The organism is Streptomyces griseochromogenes, from assembly GCF_001542625.1.
Classification (GTDB): domain Bacteria; phylum Actinomycetota; class Actinomycetes; order Streptomycetales; family Streptomycetaceae; genus Streptomyces; species Streptomyces griseochromogenes.
Genome location: NZ_CP016279.1, coordinates 3,933,496 through 3,958,930, shown reverse-complemented (window position 1 = coordinate 3,958,930; position 25,435 = coordinate 3,933,496). Strand labels below are relative to the sequence as shown.

Sequence of the window (25,435 nt, the reverse complement as noted above, 5' to 3'; positions counted from 1 at the left end):
GCCTCAATGAGAACTCGCCCGGAAGACAAAGGAGTTGGGATTTCGTGACGAAGGTGCTGTACGTGCATGCCAAGGGCGGTCCCCCGATGGGGTACGCGCTGCCTCGGGTGGCCGCGAGGTCAGCCGTGCACCTGCTGGCACTCAGCGATCTGCCCGTCGACGTGGCGGCGGACCCGGCGCGGCTGTGCGCCTCGGTCGTCGCACGCGGCGACGCGGACGAACGCGACCTGGTCGAACTCATCGCGTCGCGTGCCCGCGAGGTCGGCGCGGACGCCGTCATCACCTTCTCGGAGTACGCGGTGGTCGCGGTCGCGGAAGCCTCCCGGCTGCTCGGGCTGCGGGGCGCCGGACCGGCCGCGGCGCTCGCCCGCGACAAGCGCCTGATGCGCGCGGCCTGGGAAGGCCGGGGCATACCCCAGCCCCGCTTCACTGCCGTCGCCACGGAACGGCAACTACGGGCCGCGGCCACCGAGTTGCCCTGTCCGCTGCTGCTGAAGGCGGCCTGGAGCGCCGGCTCGACCGCGCACCAGATCATCGAGGGGCCCGAGGACGTGCGGGACGCCTGGGAACGGTCGCGCGCGGTGATGACCGAGTCGGCGCGGCTCGGCTACGCGGAGCTCCATGTCGGCGGCGCCGGTGAGGACTTCATCGTCGAGGAGATCGTCACCGGCCGTGCCGAGGAGTGGTTCGACGGCTCGGGGTGGGGTGACTACGTCAGCGTCGAGGGCGTGGTCGTGGACGGTGTCTTCCGGCCGGTGTGTCTGAGCGGCCGGATGCCGACGGTGGCGCCGTTCACCGAACGGGCCGGTATCACCCCCGCAGCGGTCGGTACGGGGGCCCAGGCCCGGATCGTCGAGCTGGCCCGGCGGGCCGTGGAGGCGCTCGGGCTGGAGAACTGCGGCATCCACACGGAGATCAAGCTCGGGGCGGACGGCCGCATGTGGGTGATCGAGACGGCGGCGCGGTTCGGCGGCGCGATGACGGTGCCCCAGATCGAGGAGGTCTTCGGGCTCGACATGGTCGCCATGTTCACCGACCAGTTGCTCGGCCGGCCGGCCCGCTGGCCGTCACGGGCGCTCACGCCCGCGGACGCCGAGGGCGCGGCCGGGTCCCTCGTCGTCCTCGCCGTGGACGGCGCGGGCGCCCCATGGCCACGCCGGCATCTGTGGGACTCCGCGTCGGTGATCCGCTCCGCCCCGGTCGGCGCGGGCAGCACACTGTCCGTCGTCCGCGAGAGTTCCCTGCCGGACGGCACACCCGTGCCGGTCTACGATCCGGCCGCGGGCGCCAACACCATGGCGGGGATGTGCCTGCTGTCCGCCGACCGGCCGCAGACCGTCGTCCGCGACCTCACCGCCCTGGTGGACGCGCTGCCGCACATCCTGCCCGCGGACGTCACCGAGGGGGTGCGGGCATGACCCTCGCCCTGGACGAGGACGGCGCGACCGGGGCCGCGGGCGACCGCACCGTCGTCGGCGCCAATCTGTCGCTGCCCCTGTTCCGGACGCTGTCCGGAGTGCTGGCCGGACACCCGTACCTGAAGATCGTGGTGGACCGCGCCGACAGCACCTGGCACCTGCTCGACACGCAGGCGCACCCCTTCCACGTCGACTACATCGCCACCCGCGTCCTCGGCATGACCCTGGCCGAACTCGACGAGGGCCTGGACGCGTTCAACGCGTCCGTCTACATGGACCCCGAACGCCGCTTCCTCCTCGGGGTGCTGTCCCTCCACACCGAGGAGGACCCGGACGGCACCGAGCGTCCCTTCCTGGTGCTGGAGACCACCGAGGCGGACACCATGCAGGGCTCCCTGCTGGAGGAGTTCTACCGCTATGTGCGCGAGCGGGTGGACGGACGTCTCCCGCTGCTGCTCAAGCCCGCCAACCACGGCCAGGAGAACGAACTGGCCTCGGTCGGCGAGGCGGACGTACCCCGCATCCTCAGCCACGAGCTGTTCGGCGACCGGACCCGCACCTGCCTCAACCCCGGAGAGGCCGAGGGCCGGCTGCGTCACTTCCGCACCATGGCCGAGTACGCGGCAGCCGCCGCGGATCTCGGCTGGTCGGACATCGTCGCGATGCCCCGCCTCCCCGACGACGTGCCCAGAGTCGCCGGATTCGTCAACACCGCGCCCACCACACCGCTTTCGCACACCAACGTGCTGGCCTCGGGCTGGGGCATCCCGAACGCGATCGTCCGCGACCTCGACGCCCTCGTGCGGCACGACGGCCTGGACGGCGCCTGGGTGCGCTACCGGGTCCGTGAGGACTCCGTCACGCTGGAGCCGCTGCCCGGACCGCCGGCTCTGAAGAAGCCGGCCTGGCACCAGCAGCGCATCCGCATAGGGACGCCGCTGCTGCACCAGGCCCCGGTTCTGCCGCTCGACCGGCTGCGGCGCACCGACCGCGACAGTTACGGCACCAAGGCCGCCAACCTCGGGGAACTGCACCACGTCCTGGACAGCCGCACCGCCGACCTGACGGTGTTCTACGCGCGCCGGCGCCCGCCGCGCCCCCATCTCCTCGGCCACCTGAGCACTCGCCTCGGCGAAGGGGGAGCCTCGCCGGAGCGACTGCGCGCCGCGGCTGCCGAACACGTGGCCCGGACCGTCCGCGCCCCCGAGGGCGTGGCGCTGCCGTTCCACCTCCACCACCTGTTCCTGACCTCTTCCCCCGCGCTCCAACAGGGCATCGGCAAGCTGAAGATGGCCCTGGAGCTGGAGGCATTCGACCTCGTGGACCCGCTGTGCCTGACCCTCCAGCACCTCGTGCGCGGCACGCCGATGCCGGACGAGGTGACCCGGGCGGTCACGGCAGCGGTGCCGGACCTGCTGTCCGACGGCCGCAGGATGGTGGTGCGCTCCTCCTCCAACGCCGAGGACCTGCCGGGCTTCTCCGCGGCGGGGATCTACGACTCGGTGACCACCGTGCGCGGGGCCGAACGGCTCATGGACGCCGTGCGGCACGTGTGGGCGTCCCTGCTGTCACCGCGCAGCGTGCGTCTGCGGCACCAGGCCGGCATCTCCCTGGACGACACCTACATGGGAGTGATCGTCCAGGAGTACGTGCCCGCTCGTCTCGGCGGTGTGCTGGTGACCTGCAATCCGACCCGCCGGGAGGACTTCCGCAACGTGTACCTCAACTGCACGCCCGGTTCGCCGGAGCGGGTGGTGGACGGCACCGTCCTGCCGCAGCAGTACCTGTACAACACCGTCGAGGGCGGCGGACGTACGGTGGACATCGGTTCCGCGGGCAAGGACCTGCCGTCGGAGACTCGCTCGGCGCTCGCCCGGCTGGCCTTCACCGGACGCCTCTTGCAGTCCCATTTCAGCGAGGACGACGCCGACGACGCGCTGGACATCGAGTGGCTGATGGCGGACCAAGGGGTCTTCCACCTGGTCCAGATCCGCCCCTACGCCCGGTGAGCCGCCGTATGCCCGCCCTGTGGCCCCGGCGTGCGCGGCCGGTCTCCTCCCCGGCCGCCCGGCGCATCATCCGTCTCAACAACGGGTTCCAGCTGCTGTTCAACCTGCTGTGGTGGATGCCCGTCTTCTACGCCTACCAGCGCGACGCAGGTCTGTCCGACAGCCAGATCTTCGGCATCCAGAGCATCTACTACATAGCGTTCTGTCTGTTCGAGATACCGACGGGTGTCGTCGCCGACCGCATCGGCGCCCTCAACTGCCTGCGCGCGGGCGCGGTCGTCATGACGGCGGCGAACATGGCGCCGGTGCTGGCCCCCTCGTACACGGGCTTCCTCGTGCACTTCCTCGCCATAGCGGCCGGACGCTCACTCACGTCGGGCGCGGCGAGCGCCTACCTCTACGACGGTCTGCGCGCCGAAGGGGCCGATGCCCACTATCTGAGGGCCGAGGGCACCGCTCGGTCCCTCGGCCTGGCCGCCAAGGTGATCTGCTGGCCGCTCGTCGGCCCGCTGATGGCGCTCGCTCCGCAGACCCCGTACGTGCTCAGCGCGGCGAGCGCGGCCGGGTCCCTGGGCTGTGCGCTCGCGCTGCCGCGCCTCGCGCCGCGCGGTGGGAGCACCGGGCCGGGCGGGCCCGGGCGGCGCGACGGAACTCTCCTCCGTGACACCGGCGCCGCTCTCCGTGCCCTGCGCACATCGCCATGGCTGCCGCTGCTCATGCTGCAGGGCGTGGCGGTGTTCACGCTCTCGCGCATCTGCCAGGTCAACCTCTTCCAGCCGGTCCTCCTGGAACACGGGATCGGGGAGAGCACGCACGGCACGGTGCTCGCGGCCATGACGGTGGCCGAAGCGGTGGCCTCGGCCCGCCCTCAGTGGCTGAGTCGCCGGGTGTCGCCGGCCGTGTGGGTGTCCGTGCTGAGCGTGGCCCTCGCCGCGGCACTCGCGGGCACCGTACTCGGCGGGCCCTGGCTCGTGGTGGGACTGCTGTGCGCCTTCGCCGCGATCACCGGATTCGTCTATCCCGTGCAGCGCAAGCTGGTCAACGACGCCATCCCGGCGAACGCGCCGCGCGCCACGCTGCTGTCGGTGGAGAGCATCGTCGACCGCGGCGTGTGCGCGCTGGCCGCGGTCGCCGCCGGAGCGTACCTGGCGGCGGGCCGCCTCGACGCGCTGCTGTGGCAGAGCGCCGCGGTGACCTGCGTGCTGATACCGGTCCTGCATCTCGCCTTGCACCGGCTGGGTCTGAGGAGAGCGGACGAGGCGCGGCCGGCGCAAGCGGACCAGCCCGTGGCCCTGCCGGTCGACGAAGGCGTCGCGCCACACCCGTGAACGGCAGGCCGGGCGGATCTCCTTGGCCGCCGGTGGCCTGACCTGCGGACACTGGATGTATGCGCGGCTTGCGAGGACCCCGCTCCCCCGTGGCTACCGCTGGGGAACAGCGAGTTCCCGGCCGCGGTAGAAGCCTTCCCGCTCCTCGACGACGTACGGAGCCATGCCGGCGCGCCGCTGCGTCTCCGGCTCGGAGACCCGCCAGGAGTCGCACGCCTCCTTGGTGTCCCAGAACGACACTCCGGTGATCTGCTGTCCGTCGTCGGACCAGTAGGCGAAGGCGCGGCGCATCCCGTGCGGGTGGGTGGCGGGCCGCCAGGTCTTCTCGAAGTCCGCCAGGGTGCCCGGCCGGATGCGGCGCGTCGTCACCCAGACGAAGTACTCCTCCATCCCAGCCTCCTCCGCTGTGCCGGTTCGGCTCATCGGCGTCACTTCGACCACCGTAGGTCCACAGCACCGATCGCGCCTGCGCGGCGATCGCGGCGAGGCCCTCTTAGCTGATGCGGTCGCGCAGGGTGTACCCGCCGTCGACGACCTTCGCGTCGGCGGCGGGTGCCATGCACTTGGTGAGCGGCGGCTCACCCTTCTTGGTGGCCCCGGAGAGCCCGATGCGGGCCTCGCCCTTCTCCGGTACGAAGAAGCTCACGCCCATGCGGGTGTGCGGAGCCAGCATGGTGAGCCAGGGGTGGCCAGGGCTGGTGCGGACCAGACGGCCGGTGACGGTGGCGGTGGGGCCGCCGGTGGTGAGGCAGTCGACCTTGAACTCGCCCCAGTAGAGCTTGCCGTCCTGGGCGTGCGAGATACGGAAGGTGCCCCAGGAGCGCCCCGGGATGCTGCCCACGGTGTACGTGGAGCGGGCGTCGACGGACACCCGTATCTCCTGGTCCGCGACGGGGTAGTCCATGCGCGCGTCACCTTTGAGCGAGGAGACGGCGACGGTCTTCGGTGCGGGCGGTGAGGGTGGGGCGGGCGCGGCGACGGCGACGGGCGCGGCGACGGCGGCCACGAGGGCGAGGAGGGCGGTGGCCTGCAGGGTCCTGTTCAACATGCGGGGCTCCGATCGGAGGCGTTGGATCACCCACTGATCGTCGTCAACGCCCGTGCTCCCGGGCATCGTTCGCCGGCAGGGTCCGTCTCCGCCGCACGGCGGAGACGGAGGTCCACCGGAGCGCTCGGCGCTCCGCGGGAGGTACGGTCGTTCGACCTCGGGCCGTGGATGGTTGGTCGCGCGGCTCCCCGCCGCTTCGGGGACGCGGTACTGCACCGGACTTCCTCAAGTCTGCTGACCTCCGGCATCCGAACGCCGTGGGGCCGACTGTTCAAGGGACATTCCGCGCGCACGGCTCCCTGCGACCATCCTTCACGGCACCGAGTCAGATCGCGGGGATGTCATCGACGTCGATCAGCGGTCCCCCGTGCGGCGGCCGTTCCTCGGTGGTGTGCGGGGAGCATTCGGCCCAGATGACCTTGCCGTTGGGCGGGTAGCGCGTGCCCCAGCGTTCGGAGAGGCGTGCGACGAGGAAGAGGCCCCGGCCGCCCTCGTCGTCGTCGGCCGCATAGCGCAGATGAGGTGCGGTGCTGCTGGCGTCGGAGACTTCGCAGGTGAGGACACGGTCGTAGAGCAGGCGCATGGTGATCGGGGAGGTGCCGTAGCGGATGGCGTTGGTGACCAGTTCGCTGATGATGAGCTCGATGCCGGCCGATACGGCTTCCGGGACACCCCACTCGGCGAGCTGCCGGGTGACGTTGGCGCGGGCGACGGAGACGGTGGCGGGATCGGTGGGGACGTCCCAGTGGGCGATGCGGTCCGGTGCGAGGCGGTGGGTACGGACGACGAGCAGGGTGATGTCGTCGCTGTCTTGTGTGGGTGGCAGGGCGTCCAGGACGGCCCGGCAGGTTTGCTGTGGTGTGCGCCCGGCGTGGGCGAGCGCGGTGCGCAGGGCGGTCAGGCCGGTGGTGATGTCGCGGTGGCGGCCCTGGACGAGACCGTCGGTGTAGAGGATGAGGCTGCTCCCTTCGGGCAGGCTGAGCCTTGCGGCCTGAAAGGGCATGCCGCCGAGGCCGAGCGGGGGGCCGGCGGGGAGGCCGGGGAAGTCCGCGGTGCCGTCGGGGCGGACGAGGGCGGGCAAGGGGTGGCCTGCGCGTGCGAGGTCGCACATGCCGGTGGTGGGGTCGTAGATGGCATAGAGGCAGGTGGCGCCCATCACGACGGGTTCACGTCCGGCCGCGGTGTTTTCCTGGTCGAGGCGCATGACGAGATCGTCGAGGCGGGCGAGGAGCTCGTCGGGTGGCACGTCGAGGGCCGCGAAGTTCTGTACGGCGGTGCGCAGGCGGGCCATGGTGGCGGCGGCGTGCAGGCCGTGGCCGACGACATCGCCGACGACGAGGGCGACGCGAGCGCCGGGCAGCGGGATGACATCGAACCAGTCACCCCCGACGCCTGCCTGGGCGGGCAGGTAGCGGTGAGCGATGTCGAGGGCGTTCTGCTCGGGCACGCTGCCAGGCAGGAGGCTGTGCTGGAGTGTGACCGCGGTGTTGTGTTCGCGGGTGTACCGGCGGGCGTTGTCGATGCAGATCGACGCGCGCGCGGCGAGCTCCTGTGCCAGGGCCAGGTCGTCCTCCTCGAAGCGGCCGCCTTCCCGTGTGCGCCAGAAGTTGGCGACTCCTATCAGGATTCCGCGCGCCTGCAGAGGAACGGTGATCAGGGAATGGCAGCCGTGGTCGAGGATGCCCTGTGCCCGTTGGGAGTCCTGCATCTGCCAGTGTGCGTCGGTGCGCAGGTCGGCCACGAGGACCGAGGAACCGCCGGAGAAGCCCCGGGCGGGAGGGCTGGGTGCGGCGAAGCTGACGAGTTCGCCCTTGCGGTAGAGGGGGTGATCGTCGCTGATGCCCCGCAGGGCCACCCGGCGCAGCTTGACCGCGGCGCCGAGTGCGGCGGGTGCGGGCTCGTCGCCGTCGAGGACCGGCTCCGCGAGGTCGACGGTGGTGTAGTCGGCGAAGCCGGGTGTGGCGGCTTGCGCGAGTTCGTCGGCGGTACGTTCGACGTCGAGGGTGGTGCCGATGGTCACGCTGGCTTCGTGCAGCAGTTTGAGGCGGCTTCGGGCTACTTCCGCGCGTCCGGCGAGTGTGCGCAGTTCCGTGGTGTCACGCAGGGTGGTCGCGCTGCCGGGCGGGCCTCCGGCGCTGTCGGTGGGCCGACTGTTGACGGCCAGCAGCCGGTCGTCGGTGGGGGTCACCTCGTCGTCGACGGGATCCCGGGTGAGGATCAGCCGCTTCATCCGGGGAGTGAGCGGGAGGTCGTCGACGCGGTGGCCCTCGGCGTCCGGGGGCAGTTCCAGGAGCCGGCGGGCTTCGTCGTTGACGAGCAGAACGGTGCCGGTTTCGTCGACGATCACCACGCCTTCGCGGACGGTGTGCAGGACCGCGTCGTGGTGTTCGTACATCCGGGTCATCTCCTCCGGCCCGAGCCCGTGGGTCTGGCGTCGTAGCCGGCGGACGGCCAGTGCTGTTCCGGCGGTCGCCAGGGCCAGTGCCAGGGCCCCGGCACCGAGAACAACCGGCAGTTGGCGCTTGAAGGCACTGCTGAGATGGCCGAGTGTGATTCCGGCCGACACGAAGCCGACGACCTTGTCGCCGCCGTCCTTGACGACGACCACGGCTTGGACGACCTCTCCGACCGGCTCGTGGACGCTCTCGATGACCCGGTGCCCCCTGCGCGCTGTTTCGATGGAGCCTTGGAGCTTCTTCCCGATCCCACTGGGGCGGGGGTAGGTGTAGCGGATGCCGTCCACGTTCGTCACCTCGAGGAAGTCGATGTCACCGTGTCCGCGGATCTCCTCGGCGAGCGGCTGCAGCTTCGACGTCGGATCAGGGCCTCGCAGCAGGGCAGCCAGTCCGGGGGCGTGGCTGAACGCTTCGGCCGTGCCCAGCGCCTGGGCGCGTGCTTCGCGCATGCGGCTGTTCCGCGCTTGCAGGACCAGGGCGACCACTGCCGCCGCGACCAGCACGACGACGATGAGCACTTGAAGAATGAACATCTGACCGGCGACACTCCGGCGCGCCCGCACGGCGCCGAGCCATCGGCCCACGCAGCGCCCGCCTGCGCTCCAGCGGATGACGGGAATGTGCACGCGGCGTGGATTGCAGCCCATGCCGATCTGTTTACCGGGCGCTTTGGGCAGTGAATCCACACCACGCGGCCATTCGCCCGTGGGGTAACGGACGAACTCGCCCGACCAGGCCCTTCTCCTGTGACTGGCCGGGAATCTCCTGTGCGCAGCTGGTCGTCAGGGGCGGACAGAAGCCGGGTGCGGCGGGTCATGACGTCCGCCGCAGCCGGCGGAGGATGCCGACGCTATGCCGGTCCCTGCCTACCGTGCGCCTTCCGAAGGCTGGAAGACGCCGTCGGCGTCGGCCTGACCGTCGAAGGGACTGCCTGTACTGCCGTCGTACTGGGGTAGACCGTTGATCTCATAGCCGAAGGCCGAGCTCGGGAGATTGGAGCCGACCCCGGCGCCGACACCGAGACCGACTTCCTGGGTTTCACTGATTCTTCCCTGCTGCTGGAGTGTGCTCAGGTCGTCGGTGAAATTCCTGTTGGCGTCGTTCATGCTGTCCGCGTTCCACAGGTCGTTCTGCTCGAGGGTGCGGTAGGCGACGTCGTGCCGCTCGCAGGCGATGCGCGCGTCCCCGCCTCCGAACTCGCCGGTGGGGTCGGAGCAGCCGTCGGTGTCCCAGCGAATTCCGTTGGCGTCGACGATGGGATCGTTCGAACCGGCGGGGTTGTTCGCCTGTTCCTCCTGCGCGAATTCGTCGAGGGGCTCGTGCATGATGCGGTTGAACGCCTCGGTGTTGAGCGAGTCGTCGGGGAATTCGACGCTGCCGGAAGAAGAGCCGTCGTCCGCGTAAGCGGTGGACGCGAACCCGACGAGGCCGGTGATGCCGAGGGCGGCGACGGCGGCACCGGCGGAAACCCGCCGGGCAGCGCTCACGGCGGCCGCACGGTGCTGTCGCACGGCACGGTGCTTTGGCATGAATGTGTCTCCTTACTGGAGCCGGCCGGCAAGGCCGCCGGGACGACTCCCCAAAGTGGCGTAGAAGCATGAGAAGTCGCAGGTCAGTGCCACATCAAGGAATACGGTCCGACCCTGCGGCAGATCCTGTGCGGCCGCTTTCCCAGACCTACGGAGGCCGGTCCGGACAGCTACGGAGCGAGCTGCGGAACTCCCGCGTGGCCATGGCGCCCGCATTCCGCAGGGGACTTCCGAAATTTGCCCGCGCTTTACCATTTCTTGGGTTAGTCAAGGCTCTTGGCTACTTCTGGTGGCACGCCCTGACGGGTGACGATGGGCAGCCACCGGGCCCGACGCCAAAGGCGGCGTACATGAACGGCCGCCGACGCTGCGACGCTTGGGATTTCCCGCAGCGTGCGCACTGGCCGGCGTGCTTCCCCTCGATGCGGGCACGGTTCGCGCAACGGCCAGGAGGAACCATGACGCCTCTCGTGGAACGCGCCGCTGAGCTGCGAGCCCTGGATTTCGTCCTCGGCCAGGCCTTCGAAGGGAACGGCACGGCCGTACTGATCGAAGCGCCCGCGGGCACCGGGAAGAGCACACTTCTGGCGGAGGCCGCCGCACTGGCCCGGATGCAGGAGGCGCGGGTGCTGCGGGCCCGCTGCTGTCCCCGGGAGGCCCAGGTGCCGTGGGCGACGGTGCGGCAGTTGCTCGACCCGCACCTGAGCGACGAGGACCGCAGCCTGCTGGACGGGCATCACGCCGTGCGGCCGCCCACCGGACATGACGGCGACGCCCCGCCCGTCCACCGGTTCCATGACCTGTACCTGGCGCTTCTGCGTCTGTCCCGCCGCGCTCCCCTGGCCCTGCTGGTGGACGACGCCCAGCACGCCGACGATCTGTCTCAGCAATGGCTGGCCTACCTGGCCCGCCGTCTGCACGGCGTCTGCATCGCCTTGGCCGTGGCCACCCGTACCGCCTCCGGCGCCCCGGGCGGTGTGCTGACGGCCGAGCTGGTGGCGTGCCCGGAATTCCCCCGGCTGCACCCGCTGCCGCTGTCGGAGCAGGGCACCGCGCAGTACCTGACCGACAGGCTCGGCCAGGGCCTCGGGGAAGGGGCCGCGGCGCTGTGCCACAAGGCCACCGGGGGCAACCCCGCACTGCTCGACGCCGTGTCCGAGGCCCTCTCCCGTACCGGCACGCCGCCCGCGCGGATCACGGGAGAGCAAGCGGTCGGCGTCTGCGACCGCGCCCTGCTGCGAGCCCTGCCGCTGTTGTTGAACCGTCATGCTCCCGCGGTGGCCGCGGCAGCCACCGCGGTCACAGCCCTCGACCGTGTTGCCGGCCTGCCGCTGCTGGCCCGCACCACCGGGATCGATCTGCCGACCGCGGACCAAGCGGTCACCGCCTTGGAAGACGCCGGACTGCTGCACGCAGGCCCGCCCTGGCAGCTGACCGGTGCGGTCATCGCGCAGTCGCTCACCGCACAGGCCGGCGAGCACACTCTCGACAAGCTGCGTTCCCGGGCAGCCGAGGCACTGCGCGATCTCGACGCCGGTCCGGCGGAGATCGCGGACATGCTTCTGCGCACCACCCCGGACGGCCAGGACTGGCGTGTGCCGGTCCTGCGTGAGGCAGCCCGCGTCGCAGGTGAGCGTCCCGATCCGCCCGCCGCGCGCGCGTACCTGCGCCGCGCCCTGGCGGAGCCGCCGGCAGCCGGCGACCGCCCGCAACTCCTGACCGTGCTGGGCATCACCGAGGTCCACCTCGCTCCCGGCTCAGCCGTCGACCACCTGCGCACGGTCCTTGAGGGGGAGCAGGACATCGGCGTACAGACGGCATTGGTGCCTCATCTGGCCGAGGCGCTGGCCCGCACCGGCCGTGCCGAGGAAGCCGTAGCCCTGCTGGACAGGCTCGCCGGCCGGATCGGCGAGGACGACCGCGAGACGCTGTACCGCCTGTGGGCCCAGGGTCTCCTGGTCCTTCTGGAGGAGACTCCGCACATGGCCGACGCCTGGGTCGCCCGCGCCCGCATAGCCGACGACCTGGCCGGCTCCAGCCCCGGGCAGCGCCTGCTGCTGGCCGCCCTCGCTCTCAAAACCACCCTGACCGGACAGTGCGCCCACACCGCCGCTGGATACGCCGACCGGGCGCTGGCCCGCCCCGGGCCGAGGGAGGAACCCGCCCTCACGACCGCGTTCGCGGCGACCGCCCTGCTGCACGCCGACCGCCTCACCGACGCGGCACACTGCTGCGACCAGCTCCTGGGCGACGACATCCACGACCAGCCGGCTCCCCTGCGGTCCCTCTTCATGGCCATGCGCGCCAAAATCGCCCACCGGATGGGCGACCTGGCTTCGGCTCTGACTCTCAGCAGACAGGCTCTCGCCCTGACACCTCCCGGGCAGCGGTATCAGCCCTATGTCACGGCTCAGGTCATCAACGCCCTGATCGACCTGGGCGAGACCGAAGAGGCCGAGCGTCTTCGCAGCACCTCCTACCAGGGCCCCGCAGGCAACCACTGGAGCTGGGCGGTTCTCTACGCCGCACGCGCTCGAACCCACTACGCCCACGACCGCCATCACACGGCACTGGAAGAACTCGACGTCTGCGCGCGGCAGATGCGGAACGGCGGTTACGACAACCCCGCTCTCGTTCCCTGGCGCTCCCACGCGGCACGCGTCCACCAGCGTCTCGGCGACGACGGCACCGCCATGGAACTGGCCGACGCGGAACTCGCGCTCGCACGGCGCTGGGGCAGCCCCCGCGCCATCGCCACGAGCCTGCGCACCATCGGCCGCCTGCAGACCGGTCTCGAAGCCGTGACCACCCTGTCCGAGGCCGCCGCACTCCTCCAGAACACACCGGCCCGGCACGACCTCGCCCGGACTCTCACCGCCCTCGGCGAAGCGCTGCACGCCACCGACCGTCGCGCAGAGGCACGGACGGCACTGCGCCAAGCCCTCGACCTCGCGGACGCGTCGGGCGCCGCCCCGCTGTCGGAACGCGCCTACCGCGCGCTGCTGGCCACCGGAGCCCGCCCGCGCCGCAAACGTCAATCGGGTCTGAGGGCCCTCACCGAGCGCGAGCGACGGATCGCTGCCCTCGCCGCCGACGGCATGGACAACCAAACCATCGCCACCAGCTTGTTCGTCAGCCGACGGACCGTGGAGTTCCACCTCACGCACGTCTACCGCAAGCTCGCCATCGACGGCAGAGCCGATCTGAGCACCGCACTGGCCGCCGGCCACATCCCCCCACAGGGCTCGCCGGCCGCCCGACGCCCCAGTCCTCGGAGCGGGCCGCCTTCACCGGAAGCCGTCAGCTAGCCGCGCCCGGCCAGGATGCGCTGCTCGCCCGGCCCGGCAGGTGCTTCGGCGCGGGGCGATCCGGCGATCCCGCAGCCGCGTCGCTTCACGCGCCATCTTCGAGGGCCGCACCCCGAATCCGCCGACACCCTGCGAAGTGGCGGGACAACGCGATGGCGGGCCGCAACACCTTCATCGGAGGGGCGTCGCGGAGGAGGCGCACTGCCCCGACAGACCGTCACCGCCCTTCCCCGAAGGCTCGGAACGGACCACGGCGCCCGCCCCCTCGCCCGAGCCCACCTTGACCGATGACGCCTTCGATCCCGGCCAGCTGCGATCTATACTCCGCAGCTGGGCTGCCGCCGCTGCCGGGTCGGTCGATGGACGGGATAGGGAGGCGCAGTGGAGGCGCACGCTGTGCCTTGGCTGCATGTGGTGGCGGAGCGGGGCGCCCTGCCTGTGGATCTGCTGCTTCCCGTGACCGGCAGGACGTATGTGGCGCGTCTCGACGGCCGGAGGATGCGCGACGTGGATGCCGTCTTCCAGCAGTTCTACGACGGGCTCCGGCTGCCTGATCACTTCGGGTGGAACTGGGATGCCCTCGCCGACTGTCTCCGCGATCTGAAGTGGCTGTCCGCGGACCACTACGTACTGATCATCGATGCCGCAGATCAGGCGCTGCCGGGCGATGCCTCCGGACGGCGGCTGCTCTTCGAGACCCTGTTTCGGGCCGGACAGTACTGGTCTTACACACAGCGCCCCGAGGGCATCGAACTCGGCAGGCTCGTGGTCGTCATGTCTTGCGACGCCGCGTCCGTCCCATCCCTTCAGGGAACGAACGGAAACGATGGGCCCTCGGCGTTCGTAGGGCCTGACAGGCCCTGAGTCAGGCCGGGAGCCGACTCGTCGGACGGCCGGCCTGCTACCGCACACCGCGGTCAGGTCTGCATCCCTTGGCACCAGGTCGTCCGGGACCTTCTCCTGGTGACCGGCCTGATCCGCATCAAGGAACAGGACCCGCTCGGGGCGGTGGCACCGTCGGCATGCTGCCGCTGCGCTTGATGCCAGGGCGCAGGCGGCACGGCCCCGGAACACGGCCGGACCGCGGTCATGGCCGCCGCGACCGCCGCCTGGCAGGCCGCGTACTGGGCGTCGTTCCCCGCGTGGGAGCACCGCATCATCACGGGGGCCGACCGTCTACGCCTGCTTCAGCGTGGCCGACCTGCTGGTCAGCGACGTCTCCAGCGACGCCGAGTGCGCCGCTCGCCTCATCCCAACTGGGGAGCGGGATACGGCCTTCAGGATTCCGCTTCCGGGCGGCACCCATTCACCCCCAGGAAGCTCCTGCCCAGGTCAGGATGTCCTGGGATGAGCCATGGACACTGCAACCCGCGCGACGGACGTGATCAGCGTCGGCATCCTCGCAACGGTGTTATCAAGGGTGTATGGAAGTATTTTCCGGGCGCCGTCGGGGCCCGGAACATCATCCGCCCGTCGGACGCTCGCGCGGACGTAGCGCCCCCCTGCTGGACCTGCGTAGTGCGGCCGGTCAGGTGTTCCTCCTCCAGGTCGTGATCGTGGTCCTGCTGGTCATGGCCGCGATGGGAGCCATGGTGCTCCAGGCGGCAAACGACGCGGTGCAGCAGGGACGTAGGGAGGCGATCGTCGCGGCGCGGTCGTTCGCGAGCGCTCCCGGCGTGGCCGAGGCGCTGCAGAGCCCGGATCCGACAGCCGTGCTCCAGCCTCGGGCCGAGGAGGCGCGGAAGCGTGCGGGCGTGGATTTCGTCATCGCCATGAGCACGGAGGGCATTCGTTACACGTATCCCTACCCGAGCGAGATCGGAAAGAAGTTCGTCGGCACCATCGCACCGGCGCTGAAGGGCCGGACCGTCGTCGAGCAGGCCGGTGGGCCGCCTCTGCCCGCCGGCAAGGGGACGGACGTGCAGGCGGTGGTCCCGGTGACCGACTCGCACGGAAAGGTGGTCGGCCTGGTCTCCGCCGGAATCACGGTCAAGAACGTGGCGGGACTGTGGATGCCACAGCTGCCGATCATCCTGGCCAGCGGCGCGGCGGCGCTGACGCTGGCCGTGACGGGAACGACGCTGGTGTCCCGGCGGCTGCGGCGGCAGACGCAGGGACTGGCCCCGGAGGAGCTGGCGCAGCTGTACGAGCACCACGACGCGGTCCTGCACGCGGTGCGGGAAGGAGTGCTGATCACCAGCGCCGACGGACGACTCCTGCTGGCCAACGACGAGGCGACACGGCTGCTGGGACTGCCGGCGGACGCCCGGGGGCGCCCGGTGCGGGAGCTGGGACTGCCGGAGCCGATCATGCGTCTGCTGTCGGCGCCGGAGGCGGTCACCGATGAGGTGCATCTCGCAGGGGACCGGTTGCTGGTGGTGAACAAGCGGCCGACGTACCCGCAGGCCGACCGGGGAGGCAGCGTGGTGACCCTGCGGGACACCACGGAGCTGGCGGCGGTCTCGGGGCGGGCCGAGGTCGCTCGGGAGCGGCTGAAGCTGCTGTACGAGGCCGGGGTCGGGATCGGAACCACGCTGGATGTGGAGCGTACCGCCCAGGAGCTGGCCGACGTGGCGGTGCCGCAGTTCGCCGACCTCGTGACGGTGGATCTGCTCGAAGCGGTGCTGCGGGGGTGGGAGCCCACGGCGGAGGGCTGGCGGCATCTGCGCCGGGCTGCGATCGGCGGCGAGCAGCGGATGATCCCGGTGTATCCGCTGGGCGAAGTGATCACGTTCTCGCGCCGAACGCCGCAGATGCGGACGCTGCAGGAACGACGGGTCATGCTGGAGGCGGACCTGCGGCAGGCACATGGCTGGCGGGAACAGGATCCGGAGCGCGCCAGGAAGGCCCTGGAGTGCGGGCTGCGTTCGCTGGTGGCCGTGCCGCTGCGGGCGCGGAACGTACCGCTGGGCGTGGCGAACTTCTACCGGACGGTGGATTCCCCGGCGTTCGAGCCGGAGGATCTCACCTTCGCGGAGGAACTGGCCGCGCGGGCGGCGGTGGCCATCGACAACGCCCGGAGGTTCACCCGGGAGCACGCGATGGCGGTGACGCTGCAGCGCAGCCTGCTGCCGCGGGGGCAGCCCGAGCAGGACGCGCTGGAGGTGGCCTGGCGGTATCTGCCCGCGGAGGCGGGGGTGGGCGGGGACTGGTTCGACGTGATCCCGCTTCCGTGCGCGCGAGTGGCTCTGGTGATGGGTGACGTCGTCGGTCACGGGCTGCACGCGGCGGCGACGATGGGCCGGCTGCGTACCGCGGTGCACAACTTCTCCACCCTCGATCTACCCGTGGACGAGGTGCTCGGGAACCTGGACGACCTGGTCGTCCGCATGGACAACGAGGAGGACACGGGCGATGCCACGGAAGGCCACGAGGGGGAGGGCGTGACGGGCGCGACCTGTCTCTACGCGGTCTACGACCCGGTGGCGCAGGCTTGCACGATGGCCCGTGCGGGGCATCCGGAGCCGGTGGTGGTGCGCCCGGACGGGACCGTCATCTGTCCCGGCGTGCCGGCCTCGGCGCCGCTCGGCCTGGGCGGCTACCCCTTCGAGACCGTGGAGCTGTCCTTGCCGGAGGGTTCACAACTGGTGCTGTACACCGACGGCCTCGTGGAGGACCGCACCCACGACATCGACGTCGGGCTGGAGAGGCTGCGCCGGGCGCTGGACGGGTCCGGGGGCCGCACGCCGGAGGAGACGTGTCAGGCGGTGATCGACGCGCTGAAGCCGTCGCACTCCAGCGACGACATCGCGCTGTTGACGGCACGTACCCGGAGGTTCCCGCCCTCGGGTGTGGCCATGTGGGACGTGCCGCCGGACCCCGCGCTGGTTCCCTCGGTGCGGGCGCGTTGCCGGGAGACCTTGCTGGAGTGGGGACTGGAGGAGACCGCATTCGCCACGGAGCTCATCGTCAGCGAGTTGGTCACGAACGCGATCCGGTACGGCTCGCCGCCGGTCGGCGTACGGCTGCTGCACGGACGCAGTCTGATCTGCGAGGTGTCGGACGCGAGCAGCACCTCGCCGCGCCTGCGGCGGGCGGCGACCACCGACGAAGGCGGGCGGGGGCTGTTCCTGGTGGCGCAGTTCGCTCAGCGATGGGGCACGCGGTACACCACCCACGGCAAGGTCATCTGGACGGAGCAGCCTCTTCACGACTCATCCGCCGCCTCGGGCCTCGCACCGGTCGACTTCCTGCTCGACCAGTTCGACGATCCCGATCTGTGAGCCGACGTGGAGACGGAGACAGGACGCAAGGTGCATAGGTCGCCGTTCACCGGACGCCTGTCGCCAGGTTCCGCGGTGAGGGTCCGAGGCCTGTCCCTTTGGCCGTGACCGGGCTAAGGCCGCATCAGGATCTTGATCGCGCCGTCTTCCTTGCGCTGGAACATCTCGTAGGCGTGCGGCGCCTCGTCGAGCGGCAGCCGGTGCGTGGCGAAGTCCTCGACGCCGAGCGGGTCCTCGTCGGTGAGGTAAGGCATGATCCGATCGGTCCACCGGCGGACGTTCGCCTGCCCCATCCGCAGCTGGATCTGCTTGTCGAAAAGGGTGATCAGCGGAATCGGGTCGGCCGTGCCGCCGTACATGCCGCTGAGTGAGATCGTGCCGCCGCGCCGGACCAGGTCGATGGCCATGTGGAGGGCGCCGAGCCGGTCGACGCTGAAGCGCTCCGCGAGGGGCCCGCTGAGCTTGCGGGGCAGAAGGGCGGACGCCGTCTGGGCGAGCCTGGCCGCGGCGCTGCCATGAGCCTCGGTGCCGACGGCATCGATCACGGCGTCCGGCCCCCGGCCGGCGGTCGCGTCGCGGATCGCGGTGACGAGTGCCTTCTCGTCGTCGAAGGCCCTGAGGTCGTACGTCATGACACCACGCCGACTCGCCCGGGCCAGCCGCTCGGGCACCAGGTCGACACCGAACACCCGCTCGGCACCGCGGGCCAACGCGATACGACAGGCCATGTCACCGATCGGGCCGAGGCCGAGAACGGCCAGGGTGCCGCCGGGCGGTACGGAGGCGTACTCGACGGCCTGCCAGGCGGTGGGCAGCACATCGGAGAGGTAGACGAAACGGTCGTCCGGCGGGCCCTCGGGCACCTTGATCGGGCCGTATTGGGCCTGCGGGACGCGCAGGTATTCGGCCTGGGCGCCAGGCACCGCACCGTACAGGCGGGTGTAGCCGAACAGGGCGGCGCCCATGCTCTCCCCGGTGACCTGGGTCGTCTCGCACTGCGTCGGCAATCCCGACAGACACATCCAGCAGGCTCCGCAGGCGATCTGGAACGGCACCACGACACGGTCCCCCGCGACCAGGTCGGGCACCCCTGCGCCGACTTCCTCGACGATTCCCATCGGTTCGTGGCCGAGGATGTCGCCCGGGGTCATGAAGGGGGTGAGCACCTCGTACAGATGAAGATCCGAGCCGCACAGCCCGCTGGACGTGATGCGGATGACGGCGTCGGTGGGCTCCTCGATCCGTGGATCGGGCACGTCCTCGACGCGCACGTCCCGCCTGCCCTGCCAAGTGACTGCCTTCATGGTGTCGCGCCCCTTCTCGCGTGCGCGCCGATGCCCCTGTCCGTGTCCGGTCAGCGGCTGCCGGGTACCCGCGCGCACCAGCCGCGAATCCCCGCTGGGCCGCGGTCGCGCCCGAGTGCCGTAAGCCGCCGCCCCGAGCGCGCGGCGGACGCATCCGTCCGCGCCTTGCGGCGAGCTGCCCGTACATGCTGCCGACACGCCCCTCGGTCGCGTTCGCCCTGGTCAGCCACGGCAGCCCCGGCCCGACGAGCCGGTCGTACTCCCGGCAGCGCGGCACTGGAGGACACCGGCGTCCTGGCGGCCATGGGTGGTCCGGAAACGGCCTCGTCCGACGCGATGCGGTCAGCGCCGGCGCCCCGGTCCCCGTAGGTCAAGTGTGGCCGAATGCGGCCACCTGTACCTCACGGCGTCCACGGTGTCCCCCGCCACTCCTCCGGTCCACCCCCGTACCACTCGATCACCGACGACTCGGCGACGTCCAGCTCGTCCACGCCCTCCAGCCCGGCCCGCCGCAAGAACGCCGCCAGATCGTGCAGGCTGAACGCCGTGCCGAGGATCTCGTCGTCCACCTGAACCCGCCGGCCACCGCGCTCCGACGGCGCAAACACCATCACGCGACTCTCGGTCATGGCCCGACCTTCACCCAGTTCCGGTTCTCCTCACGAGCCCGTACCCGGAGACGGCCTGTCGGCGATGGCGGACGGACGATCACGGGTGCGGGCATGACACCAGTCTCACCCCGGATGAGGGCCGCGACCTACCTGACGTCCGCATGGCCAGCGAGACCGCGGCTGGATGGCAGGCGGACCCATCGAGTTACCGGCTCTCTGTTCCCGACTGCCACCGCCGGCGTCGGCTCACGAGGAGCGCAACACCACGAGTACCCGGAGAAGGGACCTTGACCTGCGCACGATGCACGGCACAGGCGGCGTCCGCCGCGTCGATGCCGGGCGTCAGCCACGCGGTGTCAGGACTTCCTGGAGGAGGGCGCCGTAGCGCGTGATGAGTTCCTTGCGGTCCGTCCGCAGCAGGCGCTCGTCCCCTGCCACCCAGAGGGCGTACAGCAGTCCGCCCGCCATCGACGCCGCCAGCCGTGCGCGCAGGTCGGCGTCGGGGCCCGACAGTCGGCTGCGCAGGGGCACGATGAACACGTCCTCGTGCGTCTTCCGCAGTCGATCGAGGATCTGCGGTTCATTGCTGCCATGGACCAGGGCGAGGAAGATGCCCCGGGCGGAACCGTCGAGATCGAGAAGGAGTTCGGCGAGCCGTTCGCCCAGCTGCTCCAGCGGGACGTCGAGCAGCGGCGCGTCGTCGATGGTCAGATGCATCGTCTCCAGGAACAGCAGTTCCTTTGTCTTGAAGTGACGGATCACCAGCGCCGGGTCGGTCCCGGCGTCCGCCGCGATCCGCCGGACGGTGGTCCTGGCGAATCCCTGGTCCCGGAACAGCTGGGCGGCGGCGGTGTGGATGGCATCGCGGGTGGTCGAACCGGATCCGGTCGGCAACATGCGGCACAGCATAGGCGGCGCTCCGACCGCCTCCGGTTCGCGCCGGCGGCTGGTGAGCGTTTCAAGAAGTTCGGTCAACAATGTTGACTGGGCCGCTCGGCGCCCGCACATTACCTAGCAGTAGAACCGCGTAGTAATCCGCGACAGACCCGCGACCGATCCTCTCCGGCCGCCGGCGTGCGCCGTCTCGCCCGTACCCCCCGGCCGACACCTCCCCCTGCTCCGAGCCGCCGCATTCTCGTATCCCGGCACGCCCGCAGGTATCGCCCTGCCCGCACGCCGCGCACCCGTCCCGAGAAGAGAGAGCATCATGCCCTTGCACGGATTCCAACGTGTCATGAGCACGACAGTCGCAACGGTCGGCGCCCTGGCCCTCGGCGTCGCCGGCACCACCGCCCACGCGTCCGCGCCCCTGAACTACGCCGCCCTCGGCGACAGTTACAGCGCCGCCTCGGGCGTCCTCCCCGTGGACCTCACCAACCTGCTCTGCCTGCGCTCCACCGCCAACTACCCCCACCTCATCGCCGCCCGCACGGGAGCCCGCCTGAAGGACGTCACCTGCGGAGCCGCCCAGACCAAGGACTTCACCCAGTCCCAGTACCCCGGAGTCGCGCCCCAGGTGAACGCGGTCACCCGGGACACCGACCTGGTGACGCTCACCATCGGCGGCAATGACAACGGCACCTTCATCAACGCGATGCTCGCCTGCGGCACGGCGGGTGTCCTCAGCGGTGGCAAGGGCAGCCCCTGCAAGGACAGGTACGGCACCTCCTTCGACGACGCGATCGACGCGAACACCTATCCCGCGCTGGAGTCCGCCCTGCGCAGCGTCCGCGCCAAAGCACCGAACGCCCGTGTGGCGGTGCTCGGTTACCCGTGGATCACGCCTCCCACGGCCGACCCGTCGTGCTTCGTCCGGCTGCCCATCGCCTCCGGCGACGTGCCCTACGTGCACGCGCTCCAGGCGCACCTCAACGCCGTCGTCGAGCGCGCCGCCCAGGAGACGGGCGCCACCTACGTCGACTTCGCCCAGGCGTCCGCCGGCCACGACGCGTGCCAACCCACCGGCAGCCGCTGGATCGAGCCACTCCTGTTCGGACAGAACATCGTCCCGGTCCACCCGAACGCCCTCGGCGAGCAGCGCATGGCCGAGCGCGCCGCGATCGTCCTCGGCCTCGACTGACGGGGAATCGCGCGTCGACCGGGCCGGTCACGGGGACGGCGGCGGCTCGCGCAGTGATGCGCGAACGGCCGTGCTTCCGGGAACCGCCTCCTCCGGCATGTCCAGGCGTACCGGATCGAAGCGCGCCTGCGTGTCCCGGGGACCGACGACATCCTGGTCACGGCCGACGCGGACGGCAGCAGCATGCGGCTGGTCGCCCAGAAGGGGCAGGCCGCGATCGAGAGCGATGCGGCCGTTCGTGCCCTTCTCGTCCGGGGACGCCGCCCTGCCGATCCCTCACGCCGGCACAGTGATGCGGGTCCTGAGGCTCTGCGGGCGCTGCGCACTCGCCGCTTGTGATCACGTCGGCAATGCCGCACCGACGCCCCCGAGCCACGCGGCCCAGCGCGTGAACCCGAGGGCGTGGGGGCCGTCCGAACCCGGCCCGGCACGCGGCTCCGACGGTCGGTCGGTCGGTCCGGCAAGGGTCAGGCAGGGACTCCTTCGGCCGTCATGAGGACGGTGGAGCGTGCCTGATGGCGGCGCTCGTACTCCAGCACCCGCCGGGTGACGCGCTCGGTGGCCTCACCGAGCCGCTTGAGGATCTCGTCCTCGTGCATGGCGTCGTAGCCGGGCCAGGGTTCGGGCCCGAGCAGGTCCGCGATCCTGCCCAGGACCGCGGGACGGGCCGCATGAGAACGCTCATAGACACCGACCGTGGCGAGATCCGTCTGGGACAGCTGCGGCAGCCGGTCGAGGATCATTCTGGTGCCGAGCCGTCGGTAGTCGGAAATGGGGAGTTCCATGTCCGACATGAGGGCTCCGGCCGGTGCGCCCGAAAGCCGGTGAACCCCTGGCATGCGCTCGGCCGTTTCCCGTAGCCAGTTGCCCCATTCGCGCATCGCCCGGGCGGCGCCGCCGGCGCCCAGGCCCTCGGCGGCCACGACCGCCGACTCGGCGTGCTGCTCGAGGCTGCGGCCGAGTTCTTCCAGGGTCTCCTCGCCGTCATGGCGAATGGAGCACAGCAGATCCGAACTGACGCCGTCCTGGGCTTTTTGCGCGATCCGTTCGGCCACCCGGCAGATCGCCACCGCGAAAGCGGTGAGCGCGTACTCCTCCTCGACGTTCTTGAGCATCTGATGCGCCGTTGCCGTTCCCCGGCCCCGCATCAGGACGCCCGGAACAGCTCTGCCCACCTCCAGAGGCAGCAGGGCCGCCTGCTTGGTGAAGTGCCAGACATTCCCGGCGACCGTATCCGCCAGCCCATGGGGCTTCAGTGAATTCAGCCGTTCGTCGATGAGGTACATGTGGCCCCTGGCGTCCCCCATGCGGCGTTCCAGGATCTCCCGGTACTCCCCGGCAGGCGTCACGGTGACATGGGTTCTGAAGCGGTCGGCGAGCGCGGCTTCGGCCTTACGGACCTCACGCAGCGCCGGAACGAGCATGTCTGTGGCTACGGCCATCACGTTTCCTTCGGCTAGTGCGATGCTCGCAAGAACCGGACCGGCATACGGCCGGCCCGGCCCCACCACGGTGCCCCGAAACGATCGCCCCCGCATCTTGCGGACCAGCGCATACTCAGTCACTCGGGCAAATGGCCGAGCGAGGAGCGCATTCCCGTCGAGCGGGCCGGCATCGGCACATCGCATCAGCCTGACGGCACACCAAAAGCGGGATCCCAGTGGCACAGGAAACGGGATCCCGCTCGGAGCGTGGCACGTCAGTGCTTGAACATGTCCTTCGCCTTCTCCTTCGCCTGACGCGCATCGCCCTTCGACTTCTCGGCCTGCCCCTCGGCCGCCATCCGCTCATTGCCCAGCGTGCGGCCGACCGTCGCCTTGGCCTTTCCCTTGGCCTGCTCCATCTTGGCCTTTGCCTTTTGGTTTCCGGCCATGGTCGTTCACTCTCCTCACCGAATGCGGCGTCGTTTTCCACCCACTCTGGGTACCCATGTGCGGCCGGAAAACGCGCCCGCGGTTTCCGGAGCGGACCGGAATCGATGGGCGGCGACCGTGCGGCCGCTGTCCGACGGCCGCTTACGGCTGGGGCCGGGCTCCGAGAGAACATCAACGGGCATGTCGGCGGCGGACTTCGGCCCGCCGTCGACGTACGCCCACGACATGCCCGCCGAGCCGATCGGAATCATCCGGGCGATCGCGCGGAGAAGACGCGGAGAGGACACCGCTGCCCGCGTTGCGCGAACTCTGAGCCCGCTACCTGTGCAGAGGTGCTTCGGCGGCGGCGCAGATGTGCGTGTTCATGTTGCGCACCGTCAGTCCAGGCGATCGGGCGGCAGGAGCGGGCCGAGCGGGCCGAGGTCCAGGTTGAGATCGTCCATGGTCAGGCCGTAGCGGGCGCACAGGTCGCTCATGCGGTCGTGGAGGATCATCAGGGTGGCGCCCAAGCGCTCTTCCTCCTCCTCGGTGAGGTCGCCCTGGTCGACGCGGTGCAGCGCCTGCCGCTCCATGAGCTGCCGCAACAGCTCGACCAGGGTGAGGACAAGTCTGATCAGGTCGCGTTCGACGGTGTCGGGATCGGCGCTGACACGGCGGGCCGGACGCGGCGGCCCGGGCCGTCCGGCCGGTGTGATGTCGTCGGGTACGGCGGGCAGCAGCCGGAACGCCCGGGCCGCCGCGTCGGCGACCTCGCGCAGGCGGCCGGACGGATCGGGGCGCCCGCCGCCGTGCGCGCCCGTCACGGCTCGTCCTCGGGGCGCGCGGCGGCCTCCCACGGCGACGGGTTCCGGGCGCTCACGGACACGATCAGGGCCCGCAAGGAGATGCGTACCAGGTCGATGTCGGCGATCGACAGCACCACATCCCCGGTGAGGACGACGCCGCCGCTCAGCAGGCGGTCGAGCAGATCGACGAGGGCCACCTGGCGCTGTGCCAGCGGCTCGGCCCCGGGCCGTCGCTCCACCCCGTTCATGGCGCCGGGTCCGGTGCCGGACCCTCGGCGCCGGGCGGAGCCGCGAAGGAGTACGGCGCCCAGGGGCCGGGCCGGTGACGTCGATGCGCACGCCGGGCAGTCCCCGGCCGGCTTCGAGGACCCGCGTGCGGAATTCCGCCGCCGTCTCCTGCGCCACGAGATAGGCGTCGTTGACGACGTTCTCCCCGGCACCGGCGGCGAGCACCCCCTGCTGCACCCGGTGCCGGGCGTGATCGGCCGCCATGGCGCGGCCGACCGCCTCGACGCGCTCGGCGGCCTGCCTGGCGGACCGGTAGGACTCGTCGCGCGAGTGCCGCTGGGAACGGCGGGCGCGCAGATAGGCCCGGCCGGGGCTGAGCCCGTCGGCCGCGCCGGACGTGCCCTCCTCGCCGCTCACCCGCGTGTCCGGCTGCGGCTCCACGTAGATCTTGACGCCCCATTCGAGGTGGCCCACCAGTCGCCGCACGGCCTGCGAGAACTGCTCGGCGTCCGCGCGCAGCATCGCCTCCACACGTCCATCGTCCAGGTACACCGTGGCGAGCCGCAGCGGCAGCATCGTGATGTGCGCGGCCAGGGCCTCGATCACGGCGTGGTGGGCGCGGGCGACCGCCTCCAGCCAGTCCAGGTCCTCGAGATGGCGTCGCAGGGCGCTCTCCTGGAAGTCCTGGGCGGGAACTGAGCCGACGACGGCGGCGAGCTCGCTCCCAGGGCCCGCCGGCAGCAGGCGGACCGGTGCCCCCGCTACGCCTTCCACGCCCTCCAGGACCGCGGTGAGTCCCTCGTGGTCCCGCAGTACGGCGTAGGCGTAGGTGACCCGATCAGTCATCGGCCGCACCGCTCCCGCGCCTGGTGGAGGACCGCGAGGTGCTGCGCCGGCCGGCGGTCCGCCGCTCCTCGCCCGGCGACAGCTCCCGTTCCTTCCTCAGCGCCTCGATCCCGGCCTGCAGGCGTCTGTTCTCCTCGGCCAGCGCACGGTCGCCGGCACGCGTCGACAGCGACGGATCGTGTTCCCACCAGTCGATTCCCATCTCCCTGGCCTTGTCGACCGAGGCGACGATGAGCCGCAGTTCGATGGTGAGCAGCTCGACGTCGAGGAGGTTGATCCGGATGTCCCCGCGATGACGATCCCCTTGTCCAATACGCGCTCGAGGATGTCGGCCAGGTTCGCCGAAGAGCCCTGTCCGTAGCCGTACGGGGTCATGGCCCTGGAGGGG

Annotated in this window: 18 protein-coding genes and 2 pseudogenes; 7 read left to right on the top strand and 13 right to left on the bottom strand. The window is 70.9% G+C overall.

The genetic code is table 11. From position 1 onward, the window contains the following. Positions 1-44 precede the first annotated feature (44 nt). From AVL59_RS16770 to AVL59_RS16760, 3 genes are read left to right on the top strand one after another with little or no spacing between them, the layout of a single operon-like run. A complete protein-coding gene (locus tag AVL59_RS16770) occupies positions 45-1,418 on the top strand; it encodes an ATP-grasp domain-containing protein (protein ID WP_067304879.1) in 1,374 nt (457 codons plus the stop codon). Beyond that, positions 1,415-3,427, top strand: a complete 2,013-nt coding sequence (locus AVL59_RS16765; RefSeq protein WP_067304876.1) for a PEP/pyruvate-binding domain-containing protein — start codon at positions 1,415-1,417, stop codon at positions 3,425-3,427. The genes AVL59_RS16770 and AVL59_RS16765 overlap by 4 nt, the downstream gene beginning before the upstream one ends. Before the next feature lie 8 nt (positions 3,428-3,435). Next, complete coding sequence (locus tag AVL59_RS16760) at positions 3,436-4,755, top strand: MFS transporter (RefSeq protein ID WP_067304873.1); 1,320 nt, start codon at positions 3,436-3,438, stop codon at positions 4,753-4,755. 93 nt (positions 4,756-4,848) lie between these two features. On the opposite strand, the gene AVL59_RS16755 is transcribed toward AVL59_RS16760, so the two are convergent. The 4 genes from AVL59_RS16755 to AVL59_RS16740 form a co-directional block, all read right to left on the bottom strand. Beyond that, positions 4,849-5,145: a hypothetical protein gene (locus tag AVL59_RS16755; protein WP_067304871.1), complete on the bottom strand. Its 297-nt coding sequence runs from the start codon at positions 5,143-5,145 to the stop codon at positions 4,849-4,851. 103 nt (positions 5,146-5,248) lie between these two features. Then, positions 5,249-5,803, bottom strand: coding sequence for a hypothetical protein (locus AVL59_RS16750; RefSeq protein WP_067304869.1), 555 nt, complete (start codon positions 5,801-5,803; stop codon positions 5,249-5,251). Positions 5,804-6,128: 325 nt separating this feature from the next. Further along, the gene (locus tag AVL59_RS16745) at positions 6,129-8,792 is read right to left on the bottom strand and encodes a SpoIIE family protein phosphatase (protein ID WP_079146735.1); all 2,664 of its coding nucleotides are present in this window, start codon (positions 8,790-8,792) and stop codon (positions 6,129-6,131) included. Between the two features lie 333 nt (positions 8,793-9,125). Next, positions 9,126-9,788 (bottom strand): phospholipase A2, encoded by a 663-nt coding sequence (locus AVL59_RS16740; protein ID WP_079146734.1) that lies wholly within the window; start codon positions 9,786-9,788, stop codon positions 9,126-9,128. Between the two features lie 458 nt (positions 9,789-10,246). Here AVL59_RS16740 and AVL59_RS16735 point away from each other — a divergent pair, with 458 nt between their 5' ends. From AVL59_RS16735 to AVL59_RS16720, 3 genes are all read left to right on the top strand, one after another. Continuing rightward, the gene (locus tag AVL59_RS16735; RefSeq protein WP_067304860.1) at positions 10,247-13,096 is read left to right on the top strand and encodes an AAA family ATPase; all 2,850 of its coding nucleotides are present in this window, start codon (positions 10,247-10,249) and stop codon (positions 13,094-13,096) included. Positions 13,097-13,552: 456 nt separating this feature from the next. After that, positions 13,553-13,960 carry a barstar family protein gene (locus AVL59_RS16730; RefSeq protein WP_208870390.1) on the top strand — a complete coding sequence of 136 codons (408 nt, stop codon included), beginning with the start codon at positions 13,553-13,555 and terminating at the stop codon, positions 13,958-13,960. A gap of 560 nt (positions 13,961-14,520) precedes the next feature. Further along, positions 14,521-17,319: a SpoIIE family protein phosphatase gene (locus AVL59_RS16720; RefSeq protein WP_067304853.1), complete on the top strand. Its 2,799-nt coding sequence runs from the start codon at positions 14,521-14,523 to the stop codon at positions 17,317-17,319. A gap of 113 nt (positions 17,320-17,432) precedes the next feature. Here the strand turns inward: AVL59_RS16720 and AVL59_RS16715 are convergent, their stop codons facing one another. From AVL59_RS16715 to AVL59_RS16705, 3 genes are all read right to left on the bottom strand, one after another. Next, a complete protein-coding gene (locus AVL59_RS16715) occupies positions 17,433-18,623 on the bottom strand; it encodes a zinc-dependent alcohol dehydrogenase (protein ID WP_067317367.1) in 1,191 nt (396 codons plus the stop codon). Positions 18,624-19,024: 401 nt separating this feature from the next. Beyond that, positions 19,025-19,252, bottom strand: coding sequence for a hypothetical protein (locus AVL59_RS16710; protein ID WP_067304850.1), 228 nt, complete (start codon positions 19,250-19,252; stop codon positions 19,025-19,027). A gap of 324 nt (positions 19,253-19,576) precedes the next feature. Further along, a complete protein-coding gene (locus AVL59_RS16705) occupies positions 19,577-20,131 on the bottom strand; it encodes a TetR/AcrR family transcriptional regulator (RefSeq protein ID WP_067317365.1) in 555 nt (184 codons plus the stop codon). A 337-nt stretch (positions 20,132-20,468) separates the two neighbouring features. Between AVL59_RS16705 and AVL59_RS16700 the strand changes: the two genes are divergently transcribed. Then, the gene (locus AVL59_RS16700) at positions 20,469-21,314 is read left to right on the top strand and encodes an SGNH/GDSL hydrolase family protein (protein ID WP_372450390.1); all 846 of its coding nucleotides are present in this window, start codon (positions 20,469-20,471) and stop codon (positions 21,312-21,314) included. 467 nt (positions 21,315-21,781) lie between these two features. Here the strand turns inward: AVL59_RS16700 and AVL59_RS16695 are convergent, their stop codons facing one another. The 6 genes and pseudogenes from AVL59_RS16695 to AVL59_RS16670 form a co-directional block, all read right to left on the bottom strand. Continuing rightward, complete coding sequence (locus tag AVL59_RS16695; RefSeq protein ID WP_159399931.1) at positions 21,782-22,756, bottom strand: hypothetical protein; 975 nt, start codon at positions 22,754-22,756, stop codon at positions 21,782-21,784. Positions 22,757-23,013: 257 nt separating this feature from the next. Further along, positions 23,014-23,187, bottom strand: a complete 174-nt coding sequence (locus AVL59_RS16690) for a CsbD family protein (protein ID WP_067304840.1) — start codon at positions 23,185-23,187, stop codon at positions 23,014-23,016. 378 nt (positions 23,188-23,565) lie between these two features. Continuing rightward, positions 23,566-23,991, bottom strand: coding sequence for a gas vesicle protein K (locus AVL59_RS16685; protein WP_067304837.1), 426 nt, complete (start codon positions 23,989-23,991; stop codon positions 23,566-23,568). Continuing rightward, positions 23,988-24,221: a gas vesicle protein gene (locus tag AVL59_RS16680; RefSeq protein WP_067304834.1), complete on the bottom strand. Its 234-nt coding sequence runs from the start codon at positions 24,219-24,221 to the stop codon at positions 23,988-23,990. The genes AVL59_RS16685 and AVL59_RS16680 overlap by 4 nt, the downstream gene beginning before the upstream one ends. 121 nt (positions 24,222-24,342) lie before the next feature. Then, positions 24,343-25,047: pseudogene (locus AVL59_RS48145) on the bottom strand (GvpL/GvpF family gas vesicle protein); the annotation flags it as partial. Then, a pseudogene (locus AVL59_RS16670) lies at positions 25,040-25,422 on the bottom strand (gas vesicle protein). The pseudogenes AVL59_RS16670 and AVL59_RS48145, both read right to left, overlap by 8 nt. Positions 25,423-25,435: the final 13 nt, after the last annotated feature.

Excerpts from the sequence above, each read along its gene's own strand:
- AVL59_RS16760 (WP_067304873.1), top strand. The coding sequence starts at position 3,436 with ATGCCCGCCCTGTGGCCCCGGCGTGCGCGGCCGGTCTCCTCCCCGGCC.
- AVL59_RS16765 (WP_067304876.1), top strand. The coding sequence starts at position 1,415 with ATGACCCTCGCCCTGGACGAGGACGGCGCGACCGGGGCCGCGGGCGAC.
- AVL59_RS16710 (WP_067304850.1), bottom strand. The coding sequence starts at position 19,252 with ATGACCGAGAGTCGCGTGATGGTGTTTGCGCCGTCGGAGCGCGGTGGC.
- AVL59_RS16735 (WP_067304860.1), top strand. The coding sequence starts at position 10,247 with ATGACGCCTCTCGTGGAACGCGCCGCTGAGCTGCGAGCCCTGGATTTC.
- AVL59_RS16755 (WP_067304871.1), bottom strand. The coding sequence starts at position 5,145 with ATGGAGGAGTACTTCGTCTGGGTGACGACGCGCCGCATCCGGCCGGGC.
- AVL59_RS16695 (WP_159399931.1), bottom strand. The coding sequence starts at position 22,756 with ATGGCCGTAGCCACAGACATGCTCGTTCCGGCGCTGCGTGAGGTCCGT.
- AVL59_RS16750 (WP_067304869.1), bottom strand. The coding sequence starts at position 5,803 with ATGTTGAACAGGACCCTGCAGGCCACCGCCCTCCTCGCCCTCGTGGCC.
- AVL59_RS16740 (WP_079146734.1), bottom strand. The coding sequence starts at position 9,788 with ATGCCAAAGCACCGTGCCGTGCGACAGCACCGTGCGGCCGCCGTGAGC.
- AVL59_RS16720 (WP_067304853.1), top strand. The coding sequence starts at position 14,521 with ATGGAAGTATTTTCCGGGCGCCGTCGGGGCCCGGAACATCATCCGCCC.
- AVL59_RS16690 (WP_067304840.1), bottom strand. The coding sequence starts at position 23,187 with ATGGCCGGAAACCAAAAGGCAAAGGCCAAGATGGAGCAGGCCAAGGGA.
- AVL59_RS16715 (WP_067317367.1), bottom strand. The coding sequence starts at position 18,623 with ATGAAGGCAGTCACTTGGCAGGGCAGGCGGGACGTGCGCGTCGAGGAC.
- AVL59_RS16700 (WP_372450390.1), top strand. The coding sequence starts at position 20,469 with ATGAGCACGACAGTCGCAACGGTCGGCGCCCTGGCCCTCGGCGTCGCC.
- AVL59_RS16705 (WP_067317365.1), bottom strand. The coding sequence starts at position 20,131 with ATGTTGCCGACCGGATCCGGTTCGACCACCCGCGATGCCATCCACACC.
- AVL59_RS16680 (WP_067304834.1), bottom strand. The coding sequence starts at position 24,221 with ATGAACGGGGTGGAGCGACGGCCCGGGGCCGAGCCGCTGGCACAGCGC.
- AVL59_RS16745 (WP_079146735.1), bottom strand. The coding sequence starts at position 8,792 with ATGTTCATTCTTCAAGTGCTCATCGTCGTCGTGCTGGTCGCGGCGGCA.